At 49.4% G+C, this 15,374-nt stretch carries 15 protein-coding genes; 11 read left to right on the forward strand and 4 right to left on the reverse strand.

Going from position 1 to position 15,374, the window contains the following annotated elements:
* Positions 1–173 precede the first annotated feature (173 nt).
* The 5 genes from NATSA_RS00005 to NATSA_RS00025 all read left to right on the forward strand — a co-directional run bounded on the left by NATSA_RS00005 (position 174) and on the right by NATSA_RS00025 (position 3,787).
* Positions 174–716 carry a cupin domain-containing protein gene (locus NATSA_RS00005; RefSeq protein ID WP_210509274.1) on the forward strand — a complete coding sequence of 181 codons (543 nt, stop codon included), beginning with the start codon at positions 174–176 and terminating at the stop codon, positions 714–716.
* Positions 717–723: 7 nt separating this feature from the next.
* Positions 724–1,839: a diacylglycerol/lipid kinase family protein gene (locus tag NATSA_RS00010; protein WP_210509275.1), complete on the forward strand. Its 1,116-nt coding sequence runs from the start codon at positions 724–726 to the stop codon at positions 1,837–1,839.
* 234 nt (positions 1,840–2,073) lie between these two features.
* Positions 2,074–2,508 carry a cupin domain-containing protein gene (locus tag NATSA_RS00015; protein ID WP_210509276.1) on the forward strand — a complete coding sequence of 145 codons (435 nt, stop codon included), beginning with the start codon at positions 2,074–2,076 and terminating at the stop codon, positions 2,506–2,508.
* 129 nt (positions 2,509–2,637) lie between these two features.
* Positions 2,638–3,348 (forward strand): SDR family oxidoreductase, encoded by a 711-nt coding sequence (locus tag NATSA_RS00020; protein ID WP_210509277.1) that lies wholly within the window; start codon positions 2,638–2,640, stop codon positions 3,346–3,348.
* 43 nt (positions 3,349–3,391) lie between these two features.
* Positions 3,392–3,787: a DUF4296 domain-containing protein gene (locus NATSA_RS00025; protein WP_210509278.1), complete on the forward strand. Its 396-nt coding sequence runs from the start codon at positions 3,392–3,394 to the stop codon at positions 3,785–3,787.
* 34 nt (positions 3,788–3,821) lie between these two features.
* On the opposite strand, the gene NATSA_RS00030 is transcribed toward NATSA_RS00025, so the two are convergent.
* From NATSA_RS00030 to NATSA_RS00045, 4 genes are all read right to left on the reverse strand, one after another.
* Positions 3,822–5,744 carry a RecQ family ATP-dependent DNA helicase gene (locus NATSA_RS00030; RefSeq protein WP_210509279.1) on the reverse strand — a complete coding sequence of 641 codons (1,923 nt, stop codon included), beginning with the start codon at positions 5,742–5,744 and terminating at the stop codon, positions 3,822–3,824.
* 198 nt (positions 5,745–5,942) lie between these two features.
* On the reverse strand, positions 5,943–6,689 hold the full coding sequence (locus NATSA_RS00035) for a succinate dehydrogenase/fumarate reductase iron-sulfur subunit (protein WP_210510038.1): 747 nt from the start codon (positions 6,687–6,689) through the stop codon (positions 5,943–5,945).
* Positions 6,690–6,760: 71 nt separating this feature from the next.
* A complete protein-coding gene (locus tag NATSA_RS00040) occupies positions 6,761–8,695 on the reverse strand; it encodes a fumarate reductase/succinate dehydrogenase flavoprotein subunit (RefSeq protein ID WP_210509280.1) in 1,935 nt (644 codons plus the stop codon).
* Between the two features lie 15 nt (positions 8,696–8,710).
* Complete coding sequence (locus tag NATSA_RS00045; protein ID WP_210509281.1) at positions 8,711–9,388, reverse strand: succinate dehydrogenase cytochrome b subunit; 678 nt, start codon at positions 9,386–9,388, stop codon at positions 8,711–8,713.
* A 261-nt stretch (positions 9,389–9,649) separates the two neighbouring features.
* Here NATSA_RS00045 and glmM point away from each other — a divergent pair, with 261 nt between their 5' ends.
* From glmM to NATSA_RS00075, 6 genes are all read left to right on the forward strand, one after another.
* Positions 9,650–11,107 (forward strand): phosphoglucosamine mutase, encoded by a 1,458-nt coding sequence (gene glmM, locus NATSA_RS00050; RefSeq protein WP_246481530.1) that lies wholly within the window; start codon positions 9,650–9,652, stop codon positions 11,105–11,107.
* A 48-nt stretch (positions 11,108–11,155) separates the two neighbouring features.
* Positions 11,156–12,037 carry a YicC/YloC family endoribonuclease gene (locus NATSA_RS00055; RefSeq protein WP_210509282.1) on the forward strand — a complete coding sequence of 294 codons (882 nt, stop codon included), beginning with the start codon at positions 11,156–11,158 and terminating at the stop codon, positions 12,035–12,037.
* On the forward strand, positions 12,034–12,675 hold the full coding sequence (gmk, locus tag NATSA_RS00060; protein ID WP_210509283.1) for a guanylate kinase: 642 nt from the start codon (positions 12,034–12,036) through the stop codon (positions 12,673–12,675). Before NATSA_RS00055 ends, gmk begins: the two co-directional genes overlap by 4 nt.
* A gap of 11 nt (positions 12,676–12,686) precedes the next feature.
* Positions 12,687–12,989: a DNA-directed RNA polymerase subunit omega gene (locus NATSA_RS00065; protein ID WP_210509284.1), complete on the forward strand. Its 303-nt coding sequence runs from the start codon at positions 12,687–12,689 to the stop codon at positions 12,987–12,989.
* Positions 12,990–12,994: 5 nt separating this feature from the next.
* A complete protein-coding gene (coaBC, locus tag NATSA_RS00070; protein WP_210509285.1) occupies positions 12,995–14,221 on the forward strand; it encodes a bifunctional phosphopantothenoylcysteine decarboxylase/phosphopantothenate--cysteine ligase CoaBC in 1,227 nt (408 codons plus the stop codon).
* 81 nt (positions 14,222–14,302) lie between these two features.
* Positions 14,303–15,352: a hypothetical protein gene (locus tag NATSA_RS00075; RefSeq protein ID WP_210509286.1), complete on the forward strand. Its 1,050-nt coding sequence runs from the start codon at positions 14,303–14,305 to the stop codon at positions 15,350–15,352.
* Positions 15,353–15,374: the final 22 nt, after the last annotated feature.

Genomic DNA, 15,374 nt, shown 5'->3' on the forward strand with positions numbered 1-15,374 from the left:
GTTCTGGGTATATCACTTTTAGATAAAACACCCGTTGATGAGTTGCTTAAAAACGTGAACTATCAAGTTGTCAAAGAACCGAATTACAACCAATTGTCCCTTAACTTATTTTAAGTGGACAGCAATGATCTTAAATACCAACACATTCCACCCCAAAAAAAGATCCGGGAATAATGAGCGATAACATTTCTCAACAATTTACAGGTGATTACTGGTATAAGAAGCTTAAACTGAAACCGCATCCCGAAGGCGGGTACTATCGCGAGGTCTATCGCTCTTCTGAGCTCGTTAAAGCCGAACATCTTCCCGAGCGTTTCAAAGGTGCCCGCACCTTCAGTACTGCCATTTATTTCATGCTCACCATTGGAGAGCGCTCCCGGGTTCATCGGATAAAGTCTGACGAAGTGTGGCATTTTTACCGCGGCCTTCCCCTGGTCATACACATGTTCGGCTCCAACGGCTCTTATAATGCTGTCCGGCTGGGAAGCAATCCAGAAAGAGGTGAACGGTACCAGTACATGGTACCTGCCGGAACCTGGTTCGGGGTAACAGTCGATGAAAGCGAAACGGGATCAGATGAAACCGTCCGGGAAGATTATTCTCTGGCAGGATGTACCGTTGCACCCGGATTTGATTTCGAGGATTTTGAAATGGCAGGAGACCAGATACTTTCGGCATATCCGGGTTATCAGGATGTGCTTCGACGGCTTCTGTAGGTATATCATGTTTTGGTACTATTTAACCCGCCAAGCCAGAAAAGCCATATCTCACTCGTCCTCCATATCTGTCATACTGCGTCCCGAACCGGTACTGAAGTCCGGTCTTTTCATTCGCCTTAAAAGGAGAACATACTCACAATACAGGATCCGGAAACTGCTCAAAGACTTCGAACCCGCATGCACTATGCTGTTCCCGGATTCACTGCAGAAAGTGCGGGAAATGACAATGGAGGCAGCAGGAAAATCCCGGGTAATTATTGTTGCAGGGGGTGACGGAACAATCAGTACCGCGGCCTGCTCCATTGCCGGAAGCAGCACTCTTTTGGGTATCATTCCGGCGGGTAGCGGAAATGACATTGCACGCAGCCTGAAAATACCCTGTAATAAAAAAAAAGCGGCTGGACTGCTGAGACAGTTCCTTGGTAAAGGTAACAGCAGGCAAACCGGGCATCCGGACAATGCAGATATCAGCCGTATCGCCGGCGGCTCAGCCGGACCAGCACGTCACGGCAAGGATTTTCATTCCCGGATTCGTGATATTTTTGCAGGCAACGTATCTTATTGGCCGGAAAAAAGCCCAAAATCATTCAATCAGCAAGACCCTGAACAGAAAGCTCAGTGCCGCTTTATCAATACGCTTGGGATTGGTTACGACGGGCACGTAGCCGGGCTGGCAAATCGCATCAGATTTCCTGCAGGACGTTTTAAGTACATGGCCGGCATACTTATTTCCATATTCAGATGGAGGGGCGTTCAAATGAAGGTGTCCCTCGGCGAGGAAGTCATAACTGAGCGATTATTGATGACTACCATTGCCAACGGCCCTTTTGAAGGGGGTGGAATACAAATTGCCCCCGGAGCTGATCCTTCCGGCCGGAATTATACGGTGATCATGATCAGAGATGTACGAAAATGTAAGCGGATATGGCTGCTGCTCCGGATTATGATTTATGGGGCAGACAATCATCCGGATATCATTATCCGCAGGAGCTGTAATGTCCGGATTCAGACATCTGATCCGGTACCGTTTCACGCCGACGGCGAGGTTTTCAAGGACCTGACTTCGGATGTTCATGCTGTAAAAGATGGAAAAAGTGTCAGAATAATCACCCCGCTATAATACCTGTCCCGCCGGTGTACTGACAAACACATACGAATTATTATCATTGACTTAAAAGCATGTATTTGTTTATTTGTACCTTATACCCCTACTGGGATAAATGGAGTTACTGACAGAGTCAGATTTTCCTGAATATGTTTCTGATTTTGAAACATACTAATCAAATAAATGCAGGAGGAAAGTATGTATACCAAAAAGAAATTGTTATTGACTGTCATGGTTCCGGCCTTTTTTATGATTGCTATTCATGCACATGAGCAGCATGACCAGGACGGGCATTTCATGCTTGTTCCTGATGAACTGGAATGGGAGCCTGTTGCATCGATGGGTGAAGGAGCCAAAATTGCCCATATAGAAGGTGACTTGAGTGAAGAAGAGCCGTTCACGTTCCGGCTCAAAATGGAGCCCGGTTACAAAATCAAACCGCATATTCATCCGGAATACGAAAGGGTAACTGTTATATCCGGGACGCTGCACTTTGCTCACGGAAAAGAGTTCGATCGTGACAAAACGCGGAAATTACCTCAGGGAAGCCTAGCCATAATGCCACCGGGTGACCCCATGTTCGGATATGTTGAAGAAGAAACGGTTATTCAGCTGCATGGCAACGGGCCATGGGGAATTGAATATATCGATGAAGCAGACGACCCCCGGATTGCTGGTCGATAGGAGAATACGGCAGTCACACCCATTTTTGCACAAACGATTCTGCATTCGGCGAACGATATTCGGATAATGGGCCTTATATTTACTGAAATCCTTGAAAGCAGAAAATTTTCAAACTAAACAAGGCCCATTATGCATTTAAAAGGAAAAGTTGCCATTGTAACCGGAGCCAGCAGCGGTATCGGTGCCGAATTCGCTAAAGCACTGACATCAAAAGGGAGCCGTGTTTACGGTCTGGCCAGACGATCCGATAAGCTGTCTTCAATACAATCGCAGCTTGGAGATTTGTTCGTTCCTGTAACCCTTGATGTGAATGATCATCAGGGGGTGGAAAACTGGATCAAAGAAACATTTTCTGACAATCACCAGCCGGATATTCTGGTCAATAACGCAGGTCTGGGGCTTTTCGGAGCTGTGGATGAAATGCCACCGGAAGACTGGGATACCATGATCAATACGAACCTTACCTCTGTATTCAGGATCACCCGCCTCATTGTGCCATTCATGAAGAAAAAGGATGATGTTGCGCATATTGTCAACATCGCTTCAGTGGCCGGACTTATCGGCAACCCGAATTTATCCGGATACAACGCATCCAAATTCGGTCTTCGCGGATTCAGTGAAGCCCTGATGAAAGAGCTCCGCAATGATAAAATCAAAGTAACCTGCATATATCCCGGATCTGTTGCCACAGAGTTTTTTGACGATCATGGGGGAACACATTCCAATATGTTGCAGGGCAAAGACGTTGCCAATACACTGATACATATTCTTGAAACACCCGACAACTTTCTGATCGACGAAATCACGCTCAGGCCGCTCATCCCGAAACCATCGGGGTGACACCTGCAGCTGGTTTGATTTCTGCTGCACACGGTCTCACCGCATGAAAAACATAATATTGTATACTATCCCCATTTTGATGCTTCTGCTGGTTTCAGGTGCGGGATGCGACCGGAGTGCCCCTGACAACCTCATCGATGAGGATACCTACGTCGATATACTTGTCGAAATGCACTTGCTGGCTTCATTAAAGGAGATCAAAGATGATCAGGAGGTCTTTGAAGAGGGGCAGAAAGCCGTCCTTGAACATTACGGGATAGACCGTGACCAATTTCAAAATTCACATGAGTATTATCATCGTGACATGAAAGCACAGTCGCTCAGATACAGGGAGGTCAGAAGCCGGCTTGATAAAGCAAGCAAGGAGATTACAGATCATCTCAACGAAGTCAGAAAATCCCGTGAAGCGGAAAGAAGCACACCGGAAGATTCCTTATGAAAATAGCATGATGACGTTTCATCATGAGTAATCCTTATGATGAAATGGAATAGCTTTCCGTATCATCCTCAAGCTGTGTAATATGCTCTTCCCTCATCATGTGCGCCAGTACTTTTTTCAAATGAGACCGTTGCCATCTGGTTTTTTTCTGTAATACCTTAAACCCCATCGGCTCCTCACGAAGCAGCGATGCAACTTTTCTGATATCATCGTTTGTGACGTGATTTTCCCGGGTCTGCAAACAGTTGTCACAGTTTCCACATCTGAGAGGCACCTCTTTTTCACCAAAGTAAATGCGAATGTAGCGGCTGCGGCAGCTTTTTGTTTCCACAAATCCGGTCATGTAATCGAACTTTTTCAGCAGCCGGTTGCGGTGTGCCAGGATCTCTTTATCATTGTGAGGAAATCGTTGATAACGAGCTTCAAGAATTCTGCCGACAGGTTCATTTCGAATTAGTTCATATTTGATAATCCCCTCTTTCTGAAGGATTTCAAGTCCGTTGGCAAGCATTTTTCCAGTGATCTGAAGATGATTGCGCAGATGCCGCTCTTCAATGTACACCATCCGGTTGTAAACGGCCGGTCCCATAATCCGGGACAGATTATCAATGAATTCACGCTTTGCCGGCTTATCCATACGGGACAGTCTGTCCTGCAGGCCGTCCCGTGATGACAAAATCAGGATGCCTGCCTTGGGCTCCTCCGTCCTGGCCAGCTTTAAAACACCAAGCTGATCCATGATACGGATTCCCGACCACACCAGTCTTGGTGACAATCCGGAACGTTTACAAACCTGCTCAATATCAATTTTCCGGACATCATCCATTTCGGATCCGGCGGCAAGGTTCCAGTGATCACAAACGGCACTATAGGTCAGTGAAAGCTGATTCCGGTCGGGCCAGGAGTCTTTAATTGCTTTTTTTGCCGACTGAAGGTCAGCCGGTCTGACCAGCAGAATCGGATAACTTTCCTTGCCATCCCTTCCTGCCCTGCCGGCCTCCTGGTAGTACGCTTCCATCGACTTTGAAATATCGTAATGGATTACAAACCTGCAATCGGGCTTGTCTATGCCCATCCCGAAAGCATTGGTAGCTGCAACCAGAGGCAATGTTCCGTCAATCCATCGATTCTGAATATCTTCCCGCTCCTGAGAGCCCAGCCCGGCATGATAAGGCTCACAATGCCATCCCTGACGGGTGAGCCAGTCAGAAAGATGCTCGCATCCTGCCCGGGTTCCGGCATAAATCAGACCGCTGCCGGATGCTTTGGTCAAAATTTCCCTGAGTCTTCGTTTTTTTTGTTCTTCCCGGATGACCCACCATTTGAGGTTAGGGCGGTTGAACCCCCTGGAGATAACCTCCGGGTTGTCCAGCTTCAATGCACCTATGATATCGGATCTGACCTCCGGAGTTGCTGTTGCTGTGAGTGCCAGCCAGCGGATATTATCGGCCACAGAAGCCATCATATCGGGTATTCTGCGGTACACAGGCCGGAAATCGTGCCCCCATTCAGAAATGCAATGAGCTTCATCTATGGCAATCATGGAAACAGTCAGATCCGGCATCATGTTTTGCCATAATGTTGTCTCGAGACGTTCCGGTGCGCAATACAGCAGTTTATACATTCCGTTGCGTGCATTGATCAGCCGCTGCTCTACTTCGCTGCCGGAGATGGTGCTGTTAATAAATGTTGCAGAAACGCCTTTTTTCTGCAGCTGAAAGACCTGGTCCTGCATCAGTGCCACAAGCGGTGATATAACAATGGTTATTCCGTCAAGCACGGTAGCAGGAACCTGGTAACAGAGCGACTTCCCTCCTCCTGTCGGGAAGAGTACCACCGTATTATTACCCGACAACACGGAACGCACGACCTCGTCCTGTCCGGGTCTGAAATCATCAAACCCCCAGTGCGACTTCAGACTGGCTTTTGCTCTTAAAAACAGGTCATCGTTGTTCATGGTACTTCCGGGAGTATGAAAATCAGGACATAAGCTTTTGATCAGAATAGCATAGGGAAATGTGCTGTAAAAAGTAACCCTGTTCCGGCTGACAAAAAACAGCCTGTAACAAAAAACGCAACATACCCTGAAGATATGCTGCGTTTGTATTCGCTGATCTGTGCTGTCTTTACACCTGAAACCTGTCAGGCCAACAAATTACTCAATCTCGCTCAAAGCCTTTACGTATTCACGCCGCATTTCGGCAATAGCTGTTATCGAGATCTCAGCCGGACAAACGGCTTCGCACTCGGCAAAGTTTGAGCAGTCTCCGAAGCCTTCCTCAGCCATTTTGTCGACCATCTTAACCACGCGTTTTTTACGTTCCGGATGGCCCTGAGGCAGATGAGCCAGCTGGGCGATTTTGGCGCCGGTAAACAGTGAAGCCGAAGAATTGGGACAGGCGGCCACACAGGCTCCGCATCCGATGCATGCTGCATAATCAAACGCCAAGTCAGCATCAAACTTATTGATCGGCAACGCATTGGCGTCGGCAGGTGCCCCGGTATTCACGGAAATATATCCTCCCGCAGACATGATGCGGTCGAAAGCTTCCCGGTCCACAACGAGGTCCTTGATCATCGGAAATGCCTTGGCGCGCCATGGCTCCACTACTATCGTATCGCCGTCTTTGTACTTCCTCATATGGAGCTGGCAAACTGCAGTTCCGGGCATGGGACCGTGTGCCATTCCATTGAGCACGAGATTACAGGATCCGCAAATGCCTTCGCGGCAGTCATGGTCAAACTCAATGGGCTCCTCACCTTCATTCATCAGGCGTTCATTGAGCCAGTCGAGCATTTCCAGAAATGACATGTCCGGATTGACATCATCCACCGTATAATCCACCAGTTTGCCCGGAGAGTTGCGGTCTTTTTGTCTCCAGATCTTCAGGTGAATGGTCATGATTTGATCACTCATTATTTATTCCTCTAAAGCTTGGGTTTAAAAAATTTCTCATTCAGACGGTCAGGGGGTTATTTGTAGCTTCGCTGGGTGGGCGTGACAAACTCAAACTCGAGCTCTTCCTTATGTTTTACAGGCTCTTTGTCATCACCTTTGTATTCCCAGCTGGATACATGACTGAAGTTTTCATCATCACGTACCGCCTCACCATCATCGGTCTGATGCTCTTCGCGGAAATGCCCGCCACAGGACTCTTCCCTGTCCAGTGCATCACGTGCCATCAGCTCACCAAGTTCCATAAAGTCGGCTACACGCAGGGCATATTCCAGATATTTGTTGTATGTGGTGCTCTCACCCGGAATATTGACATCCTTCCAGAACTCTTCCCGCAGTTCGGCTATGCGCTTGATAGCTTTTTCCAGATTCTCCTTGTTGCGTGACATACCGACATTGTCCCACATCAGATCACCCAGCTCGCGGTGGAAATCCAGTACCGTCTTTTTGCCTTTTACATTCAGCAGCTTGTTAATCCGGTCTCTGGTCTCTTTTTCCGCTTTGTCAAATGATTCATGCTCGGTGGTTACTTTATCGGCATGCAGGTTTTCAGCCAGATAATCACCCAGAGTATTGGGTATGACATAGTAGCCGTCGGCAAGTCCCTGCATCAATGCGCTGGCTCCCAGTCGGTTGCCGCCGTGGTCAGCAAAGTTTGCCTCACCAAGCACATAAAGTCCGGGTACGGTCGATGACAGATTGTAATCCACCCAGAGTCCGCCCATCGTAAAGTGAACGGCGGGATAGATACGCATCGGTACTTCATACGGGTTTTCACCGGTAATTTTTTCATACATGGCAAACAGGTTGCCATATTTAGCCTTAATGGTTTCCTCACCAAAGTTATTGATGGCATCCTTGAAGTCCATATAGACCGCAAGACCGGTTTTGCCGACGCCCCTGCCTTCGTCACATACATACTTGGCATTTCGTGAAGCTACGTCCCTTGGAACCAGGTTGCCAAAGCTCGGATATCTGCGCTCCAGGAAATAGTCCCTTTCATCTTCGGGGATGTCGTTGGGGTGGCGTTTGTCGTTTTTCTTTTTGGATACCCAGACACGTCCGTCATTTCTGAGGCTTTCACTCATCAGGGTAAGCTTGGACTGATACTTGCCGGATACCGGGATACAGGTCGGATGAATCTGGGTGAAGCTGGGATTGCCAAACTGAGCCCCGCGCTTGTAACATCTCCAGATAGCCGTCGCATTGGAGTTTTTGGCATTGGTGGACAGATAGAAAACATTGCCGTAACCTCCGCTGCACATCAGTACGGCATCACCGGCATAGCGTTCGATTTCACCCGTAGTGAGGTTTCGCACGATAATGCCCTTGGCTTTATCATCTACTTTTACCAGGTCAAGCATTTCGCGGCGGGAAAGCATTTCTACCTTGCCGGTGCTGACCTGCCTCATCATGGCCGAATAGGCACCAAGCAGAAGCTGCTGTCCGGTTTGGCCCCGGGCATAAAATGTTCGGCTGACCTGAGCTCCGCCGAAAGAGCGGTTGTCAAGCAGTCCGCCATACTCCCGTGCGAACGGGACGCCCTGTGCCACGCACTGATCGATGATGTCATTGCTGACCTGGGCAAGACGGTATACATTCGCCTCACGGGAGCGGTAATCCCCGCCCTTTATGGTGTCGTGAAACAACCGCCAGATGGTATCACCATCGTTGGGATAATTTTTGGCTGCGTTGATCCCGCCCTGAGCAGCGATACTGTGCGCACGCCGCGGTGAATCCTGGATGCAGAATACTTTTACATTGTATCCCAGTTCGGCCAGCGATGCGGCAGCCGATGCACCGGCGAGTCCGGTTCCGACAACAAGGACCGTAAACTTTCGCTTGTTCGCAGGGTTGACAAGTTTGAGACTGTTAATATGATTGTCCCATTTGTCCTGCAGACTTCCTTCAGGGACTTTTGAATTCAATATTCCGTTATTTTTTGCAGTCATAATAGCTAACTCCGATTAAACCAATCCAAAATAAATACTGACAGGGAGACCGATGAACCCGATTGCAATGATTACAGCAAGCACAAGGGCCACACTGTAGATTATCGGGTTGGTGTTACGTGACATCCAGCCGAGAGACTGAAATGCACTCCAGACACCGTGGCGCAAATGCATGCCCAGAAGGATCATGATCGCTACGTAGTACACGGTATAAAGCGGTTGTGCGAAAACTTCTGTTAGACGTTCGTGCACGTTATGCATCTCCACTCCGCCATGTTCGATATAGGAAAAGTCATGGAAGGCGAAGGTGTTCAGGTGTGTGATTACAAAAAGCAACAAAAGCACACCGGTGATAATCATGGAACGGGAGCTCCAGTTCTGCTTGCTGGCACCTCCGCGGCTTGCATAAACCTGATATCCCTCCGGACGCGCCCGGCGCTTTTCCAGCCAGATAGAAATTCCCAGCCAGGCATGGTACAGGAAGAACGCCAGCAGGCCGAGCCGCACAATCCAGAGAATCGGCCCCATCTGATGAAGGGTGTGGGAATAGGTGTTAATTGCTTCGGGTCCCGCAAAATAGGCAAGGTTACCCAGCAAGTGGACTATAATGAACAGAACCAGACCGATACCGGTAACTCCTGTTGCAATCTTTCTGCCCACTTGAGACGTAAGGAAGGTGGCTGCTTTCGACATAGATATAAATACTTGTTTTTCGCAGTAATTATGATTTAAAAATTCGGGCTTAATATAAAGTATTTGTCATTATTTTTCGCCGGACAGCAGACCGGCACAGTCTATTTATAATAACTCTACATTAGCACCGCCAGGACACCTGGGTATGTGATATAACACGTAAAAAGTAATCAAGAAGTATGAATATTCTGCGAATTATTTCTGGTTATTTGTCTGAAATACATCCAACAAAATGCTCATCAAGGGCTTACTGAACATATTTTGATCAGATATTTTGTATACTTGGGCACCCGGCTTTCTGCACTGTTTACCGGCAAGGCATCCGGACACAGAAATGACAAACAAAAATTTTCAATCTCCAACTCTCTGTTTATGTCCCTGATGGTATCCATTTCCGGAATCCGCGGAATTTTCGGAAGTGATCTGACTCCTCAAAACCTGACTCTCTTCGCTTCGGCATTTGGCACCTGGCTGAACGGCGGAACCGTTGTTGTCGGACGCGACAGCAGGGTCACCGGCGAGTTGTGTGAGCGCATTGTGACCGCTTCACTGCAGGCTACCGGATGCAATGTAGTAAATCTGGGAATCGTGCCCACTCCCACGGTTGCCATGGGCGTACTGCAGCAAAAAGCTTCCGGCGGCATCATTATTTCGGCAAGCCACAACCCCGCTGAATGGAACGCACTGAAACTTCTTAACGGAAAAAGCGAATTTCTGGATGAAAAACAAGGCAGCGAAGTAATCCGCATCGCACGAAACCACAGCATCCGCTATCGCGATTACACCGGAACCGGCAAAGTCTGGTGCAATGAAACCATTCTTGAGGCTCACATCGACGCCATACTCGGGCTGCCATATATCGACAAGGAACAGATTGCAAAAGCACGGTTCAAGGTCGCCGTGGATGCCGTGAACGGTGCGGGTTCGGAGGCCATCCCGCGGCTTCTGGAGCGGCTCGGCGTCGAACAGGTCCACTGCATGAATTGTGTACCGGACGGCCGCTTTCCCCACGATCCCGAACCGCTGCCCGAACATCTTGGAGAAATCTGCGGGCTGATTAAAAACGGCAGCTATGACATTGGCTTTGTAACCGATCCGGATGCTGACAGACTTTCCATAGTTGATGAAAACGGTGAGCTGCTGGGTGAAGAATACACACAGGCCATTGCCTTTGACTTCATGCTTGGTAAGAAACCCGGACCTGTAGCAACAAACCTGTCGTCATCCAGAATTGTTGATGACATAGCAGCAAAATACGGGCAGGAGTGCCATCGTTCACCCGTCGGCGAAATCAATGTGGTCAAAGAGATGCAGCGGACCGGTGCTGTCATTGGCGGAGAGGGCAACGGCGGGGTAATTAACCCGGATCTGCATTACGGGCGGGATGCACTTGCGGGCATTGCGATGATGCTTCAGCATATGGCTGAAACCCGCAAACCAGCCTCGCTGATCCGGTCGGAAATGCCTGATTACGTCATTACCAAAACCAAAATATTGCTGCAGGATCTGGATGCTGATGATGTTCTGGCAAGAGTTGCAGAACACTATTCCGCGGAAAAACTGAACACACTCGACGGCGTGAAAATCGACTTCCCGGATGGATGGGTTCACTTGAGAAAATCCAACACAGAGCCCATTATCCGGATTTACTCCGAAGCAGGAAACCGTGAAAAGGCAGAAGAACTGGCTGCTGATATTCAAAAAATTATCGGAAACTGATTATTTTTGGCGTCGCAGCCATAAGTAACCCTACAATACCATTTTATCATGCTTGAATCCATGACCGGATATGGCCGGGGAGAACACACCTCCGGCAGCATTCGTGTTACCACAGAAATCAGGTCAGTCAACAACCGCTACTGTGAAGTAACGCCAAAACTTCCGCCACAGCTGCAGCCCTTTGAACAGCAAATCAAAGATATTGTCCAGAAAGGAATTTCACGCGGCAAAATCAGCATGACAATAGACATTGAGTACCACGCCGACGATACCGACCCGGTTCCTGTAAGAGAAGATATCCTCAAGACACGTTTGAAAACTCTTGAAAAAATAAAATCAGTTGCCGGAATCAGTGAACCGGTAACACTTGATCACCTGCTCGTTTTCGATGAATTGTTTGATGTATCAGCAAAAGATTCCGAACTGATGCAGAAACAGTACCAGGTTGCTGAAAAAGCAGTGAAGCAAGCCGTCGAAGAGCTGGTGCAAATGCGGCGCAGCGAAGGGAAAAACCTTCAGAAAGACCTTGAAGAACGTATCGAGATGCTGAAAACACATTGCAAAGACGTCTCGGCAAACGAAAAAAGCCGCATCGAAGAAGCCAGGAAAAAAATGTCGGAACGCCTCACCCAGCTGCTTGATGACAGCCGGGTTGATGAAGATCGCATAGAGCAGGAAATTGCCATTCTGGCTGACCGGCTGGACATATCCGAGGAGCTGGTACGGATGGATTCACATATTACATATTTTGGCGAATCTCTGCAAAGCACTGCCTCGCAGGGAAAAAAACTTAATTTCATACTGCAGGAAATGCATCGTGAGATCAATACCATCGGGTCAAAAGCACATAGCCCGGAAATTTCCAGGTCGGTTGTGGAAATGAAAGAAATAGTTGAAAACATCAGGGAACAAATTCAGAATATCGCGTGACGGAAAACAAAACATCATCCGGAAGCAAGAATCCGGAACCTTCAGAAACTGACCAGGTCAAAAGAGGAAAGATCATTATTCTCGTAGCCCCCAGCGGTGCCGGCAAAACCACCCTTGCCCGCCGGTTGCTTAACGACTTTCCCGATATGAAGTTTTCCGTGTCCGCCACAACACGTCCGCCCCGGTCACACGAAGTTCACGGCAAGGATTATTTTTTCATTTCACCTGAGGAATTTGATGCCGCAGTAAAAAGAAATGAGTTTCTGGAGTGGGAGGAGTTTTATGGCGGCAGGCGTTACGGTTCGCTGATCAGCAAAGTTGAAAAAGAGCTGAAAAAAGGATATTTTATTTTGTTCGACATCGAAGTAAAAGGAGCGATGAATATCAAGTCGCAATACGGAGATGAAGCCCTGGCCGTTTTCATCAAGCCACCGTCCGACGAAGTACTGATTGAACGACTTAAAAATCGTGGAACGGAGAGTGATGAGACCCTGCAGCTTCGCCTTGACCGTGCGAGAATGGAGTTGACATATGCCGACAAGTTCGACCATGTAATAGTCAACGACGATCTCGAACGCTGTTACAAAGAACTCCATTCGCTTGTACACTCCTTTATGAATCAATCAAAAACCCACTGATAGCAAATCATATGGCAGTCAAGTCCCTGGATCTTGAAAAGATTCAAAGCACTACAGGAAATATATACGAAGGTATTGTCATCCTCTCTAAGCGTGCCCGTCAGATCGCAGCCCAGGAGAAAATGGAGCTTGACGAAAAGCTCAAGTACTTTGAAGGATTTGAGGAGGAAGAGGAGTACACCTTCAACGAAGAGCAGGAACGCATTACCAAGGAATACGAAGCACGCCCCCACCCTACCCAGCGTGCCGTAAACGAATTGATTGAAGAGAAGATCTACTACCGCGGCACCGAAAACGACGAAGAGAACTCCTGAATGTCATGATAAGCGGCAAAAATATCGTCATCGGTGTAACCGGTGGCATTGCCGCCTATAAAGCGGTTTATCTGGTACGCGAACTGCAGGAAGCCGGTGCGGAAGTACGCGTGACCATGACTGCGGCTGCTGCCCGGTTTGTCGGCGGAGACACTTTTGCCGCCATTACACGGCACGACGTGCCCGTACACATCTTTCCTGAAGACCCTTCACAAATAAGCGAGAACTGGACACGCCACATTCACTGGGCGGAATGGGCCGATATGCTGGTGATTGCGCCATGCACCGCCAACAGTCTTGCCAAAATTGTACACGGCTTTTCGGATTCCATGCTTACGGCTACCGTCCTGGCCGCCCGCTGCCCCATACTCATTTGTCCGACCATGGACGGTGAAATGTACCGGTCACCCGCTACACGTTCCAATCTGGAAAAGGCCGGTGACATGGGTTTTCATCTGCTTGAACCCGATTCCGGTTATCTTGCCAGCGGCATGCAGGGCATCGGCAGGCTGCCGGAACCGGACCGCATTATCGGCCGCATGGAAGAAATTTTATCGGACCACATCACCGAACCCTCCCGTTTTCTTGAAGGCAAGCATGTACTGGTCACCTGCGGCGCCACCCGCGAACACCTCGATCCGGTCCGTTTTCTCTCCAACCCCTCGACGGGAAAAATGGGGCTTGCCATGGCCGCCGCCGCCCGGTCCTGCGGAGCACGTGTCACATTGCTGCATGCCGGGTCCGTCGATACCGGGGGTGTGGACGCAACAATAACCAGGCACGCCTTCAGCTCTACCGATGAATTGTTCAGGCAGGTCAAAGCCCATGCCGATGCCGATATTGTCATTATGACGGCGGCCGTTTCCGACTTCCGGCCTGCCCAAAAACACGAGCACAAAGTCAGCAAGGACAGTGCCGAACTCAGTATCACTCTTGAACGCACGCCGGATATCCTGCAATGGCTTGGAGAAAACCGGAAGAAAGGGCAGATACTGATTGGGTTTGCCATGGAAACGCGTGATCTGGTGCCCAGGTCACGGGAAAAACGCATCCGGAAAAAAGCCGACTGGATTGTTGGAAATGATCTCACCATGGACGGTTCCGGCTTTGCCGTCGATACCAATAATGTCGTTCTGGTGGGAGAGCACATGGAAAAGTCTCTTAGCGGCAGCAAAAAAAGTGTCGCACGCCAGCTTTTACAGCAAATATTTGAATCACAAGTCACCGGATGACAGTAATCCGGCCTCATCAATCAACAACAAAACCTGCAGCTGCATAGGCACATCAGCGGATAATCTGCGGACAAAAGGGTAATGAACTTTTCATCGTTCACGGTATTGAAAAGAAAAAAACTGCTGATCTGGCTGCTGAGCGGCTCGTGCCTTGCCGCCCTTGCTATTCTTTTGTTCTACCCCGGTGAGTCGCCGCAACGGCTGCGGTCACTGGCGCAGGCCGACTCATTAATCGTGCAGGAGCTGGCTTTGTTCAATGTCAGTTCCGGCCGGGTACGTACCACAGAGTACCCTGTGACCGACGATTTCACAAGAAAGCACTATTCTGTTGATCTGCCTGTGCAGGTTTCCGCGACACACTACCATGCAGAACTCCGGAAACAGCTGCAACCGCTGCGAATTGAGACCATCGGATATGCCGATGTACCGGACGGAGAGCTTACGCTGCAACTGGTCTATCAGGACAAGATCATCAGAACGCTGACACTTCGAACGGATCAGGAGTACATTCGTGTCCCGCATCCTGCCGGACTGATGGTTTATTTTGATCAGCGGCCACGATCCTCTCAGCTTGATAAGCTGCGCAGGCTGGATATCCCCGTGGGTATTGTCCTGCGGTCTTCATCGCGCCGGTCGTTGTCGCGATGGGCGGCATCCCTGTCAGAAACCGCATCGCCGGTATGGATCTGGAAGAATGATTCGGGAAGGACGTTCGAGCCTGTGTCATTTGATGACAGCGGGCTGGAGCGCACGCTTGAAGCCGTTTCTTTACGGCACGGGGATGTGAGGCTGCTGGCATTTGGTCATAATGGGCAGGGAGCGTGGCGGGCGGATGCGCCGGACGGGCAGGATGGCACGGATGGAGGTGCGGGGCTTGATGGTGCTGAGAGGGAGAATCTGGAGAGGGTCCGGGAGTTGGGTGTAGGGGTGACATTTGCGGATGACATGGAGATAGTGAGTACGGATGACCGGTTTGAGTTTGACCGCAGGATGCTTGCTTTTTCCCGCCTTGCGCGCAAGGCGGGCGGGCCGGGCATGCTGGTGCGGGGTACGGACAGGTCGCTTGAGTGGCTGGAGGAGTGGGTGCCTCGCATTCAGCGGGGTGGTGTTGTTTTTGTTTCACATGACTGACCGGTATCCGTTTTTTCTGCAA

Origin of the sequence: Natronogracilivirga saccharolytica (assembly GCF_017921895.1) — a bacterium.
GTDB classification, from domain to species: domain Bacteria; phylum Bacteroidota; class Rhodothermia; order Balneolales; family Natronogracilivirgulaceae; genus Natronogracilivirga; species Natronogracilivirga saccharolytica.

What these genes read in the sequence shown, in the direction of transcription:
- NATSA_RS00035 (WP_210510038.1), bottom strand. Translation starts at nt 6,689, where the DNA reads ATGACCATTCACCTGAAGATCTGGAGACAAAAAGACCGCAACTCTCCG.
- NATSA_RS00040 (WP_210509280.1), bottom strand. Translation starts at nt 8,695, where the DNA reads ATGACTGCAAAAAATAACGGAATATTGAATTCAAAAGTCCCTGAAGGA.
- NATSA_RS00055 (WP_210509282.1), top strand. Translation starts at nt 11,156, where the DNA reads ATGCTTGAATCCATGACCGGATATGGCCGGGGAGAACACACCTCCGGC.
- NATSA_RS00045 (WP_210509281.1), bottom strand. Translation starts at nt 9,388, where the DNA reads ATGTCGAAAGCAGCCACCTTCCTTACGTCTCAAGTGGGCAGAAAGATT.
- NATSA_RS00005 (WP_210509274.1), top strand. Translation starts at nt 174, where the DNA reads ATGAGCGATAACATTTCTCAACAATTTACAGGTGATTACTGGTATAAG.
- coaBC (WP_210509285.1), top strand. Translation starts at nt 12,995, where the DNA reads ATGATAAGCGGCAAAAATATCGTCATCGGTGTAACCGGTGGCATTGCC.
- NATSA_RS00030 (WP_210509279.1), bottom strand. Translation starts at nt 5,744, where the DNA reads ATGAACAACGATGACCTGTTTTTAAGAGCAAAAGCCAGTCTGAAGTCG.
- NATSA_RS00065 (WP_210509284.1), top strand. Translation starts at nt 12,687, where the DNA reads ATGGCAGTCAAGTCCCTGGATCTTGAAAAGATTCAAAGCACTACAGGA.
- NATSA_RS00020 (WP_210509277.1), top strand. Translation starts at nt 2,638, where the DNA reads ATGCATTTAAAAGGAAAAGTTGCCATTGTAACCGGAGCCAGCAGCGGT.
- NATSA_RS00025 (WP_210509278.1), top strand. Translation starts at nt 3,392, where the DNA reads ATGAAAAACATAATATTGTATACTATCCCCATTTTGATGCTTCTGCTG.
- NATSA_RS00010 (WP_210509275.1), top strand. Translation starts at nt 724, where the DNA reads ATGTTTTGGTACTATTTAACCCGCCAAGCCAGAAAAGCCATATCTCAC.
- NATSA_RS00075 (WP_210509286.1), top strand. Translation starts at nt 14,303, where the DNA reads ATGAACTTTTCATCGTTCACGGTATTGAAAAGAAAAAAACTGCTGATC.
- NATSA_RS00015 (WP_210509276.1), top strand. Translation starts at nt 2,074, where the DNA reads ATGATTGCTATTCATGCACATGAGCAGCATGACCAGGACGGGCATTTC.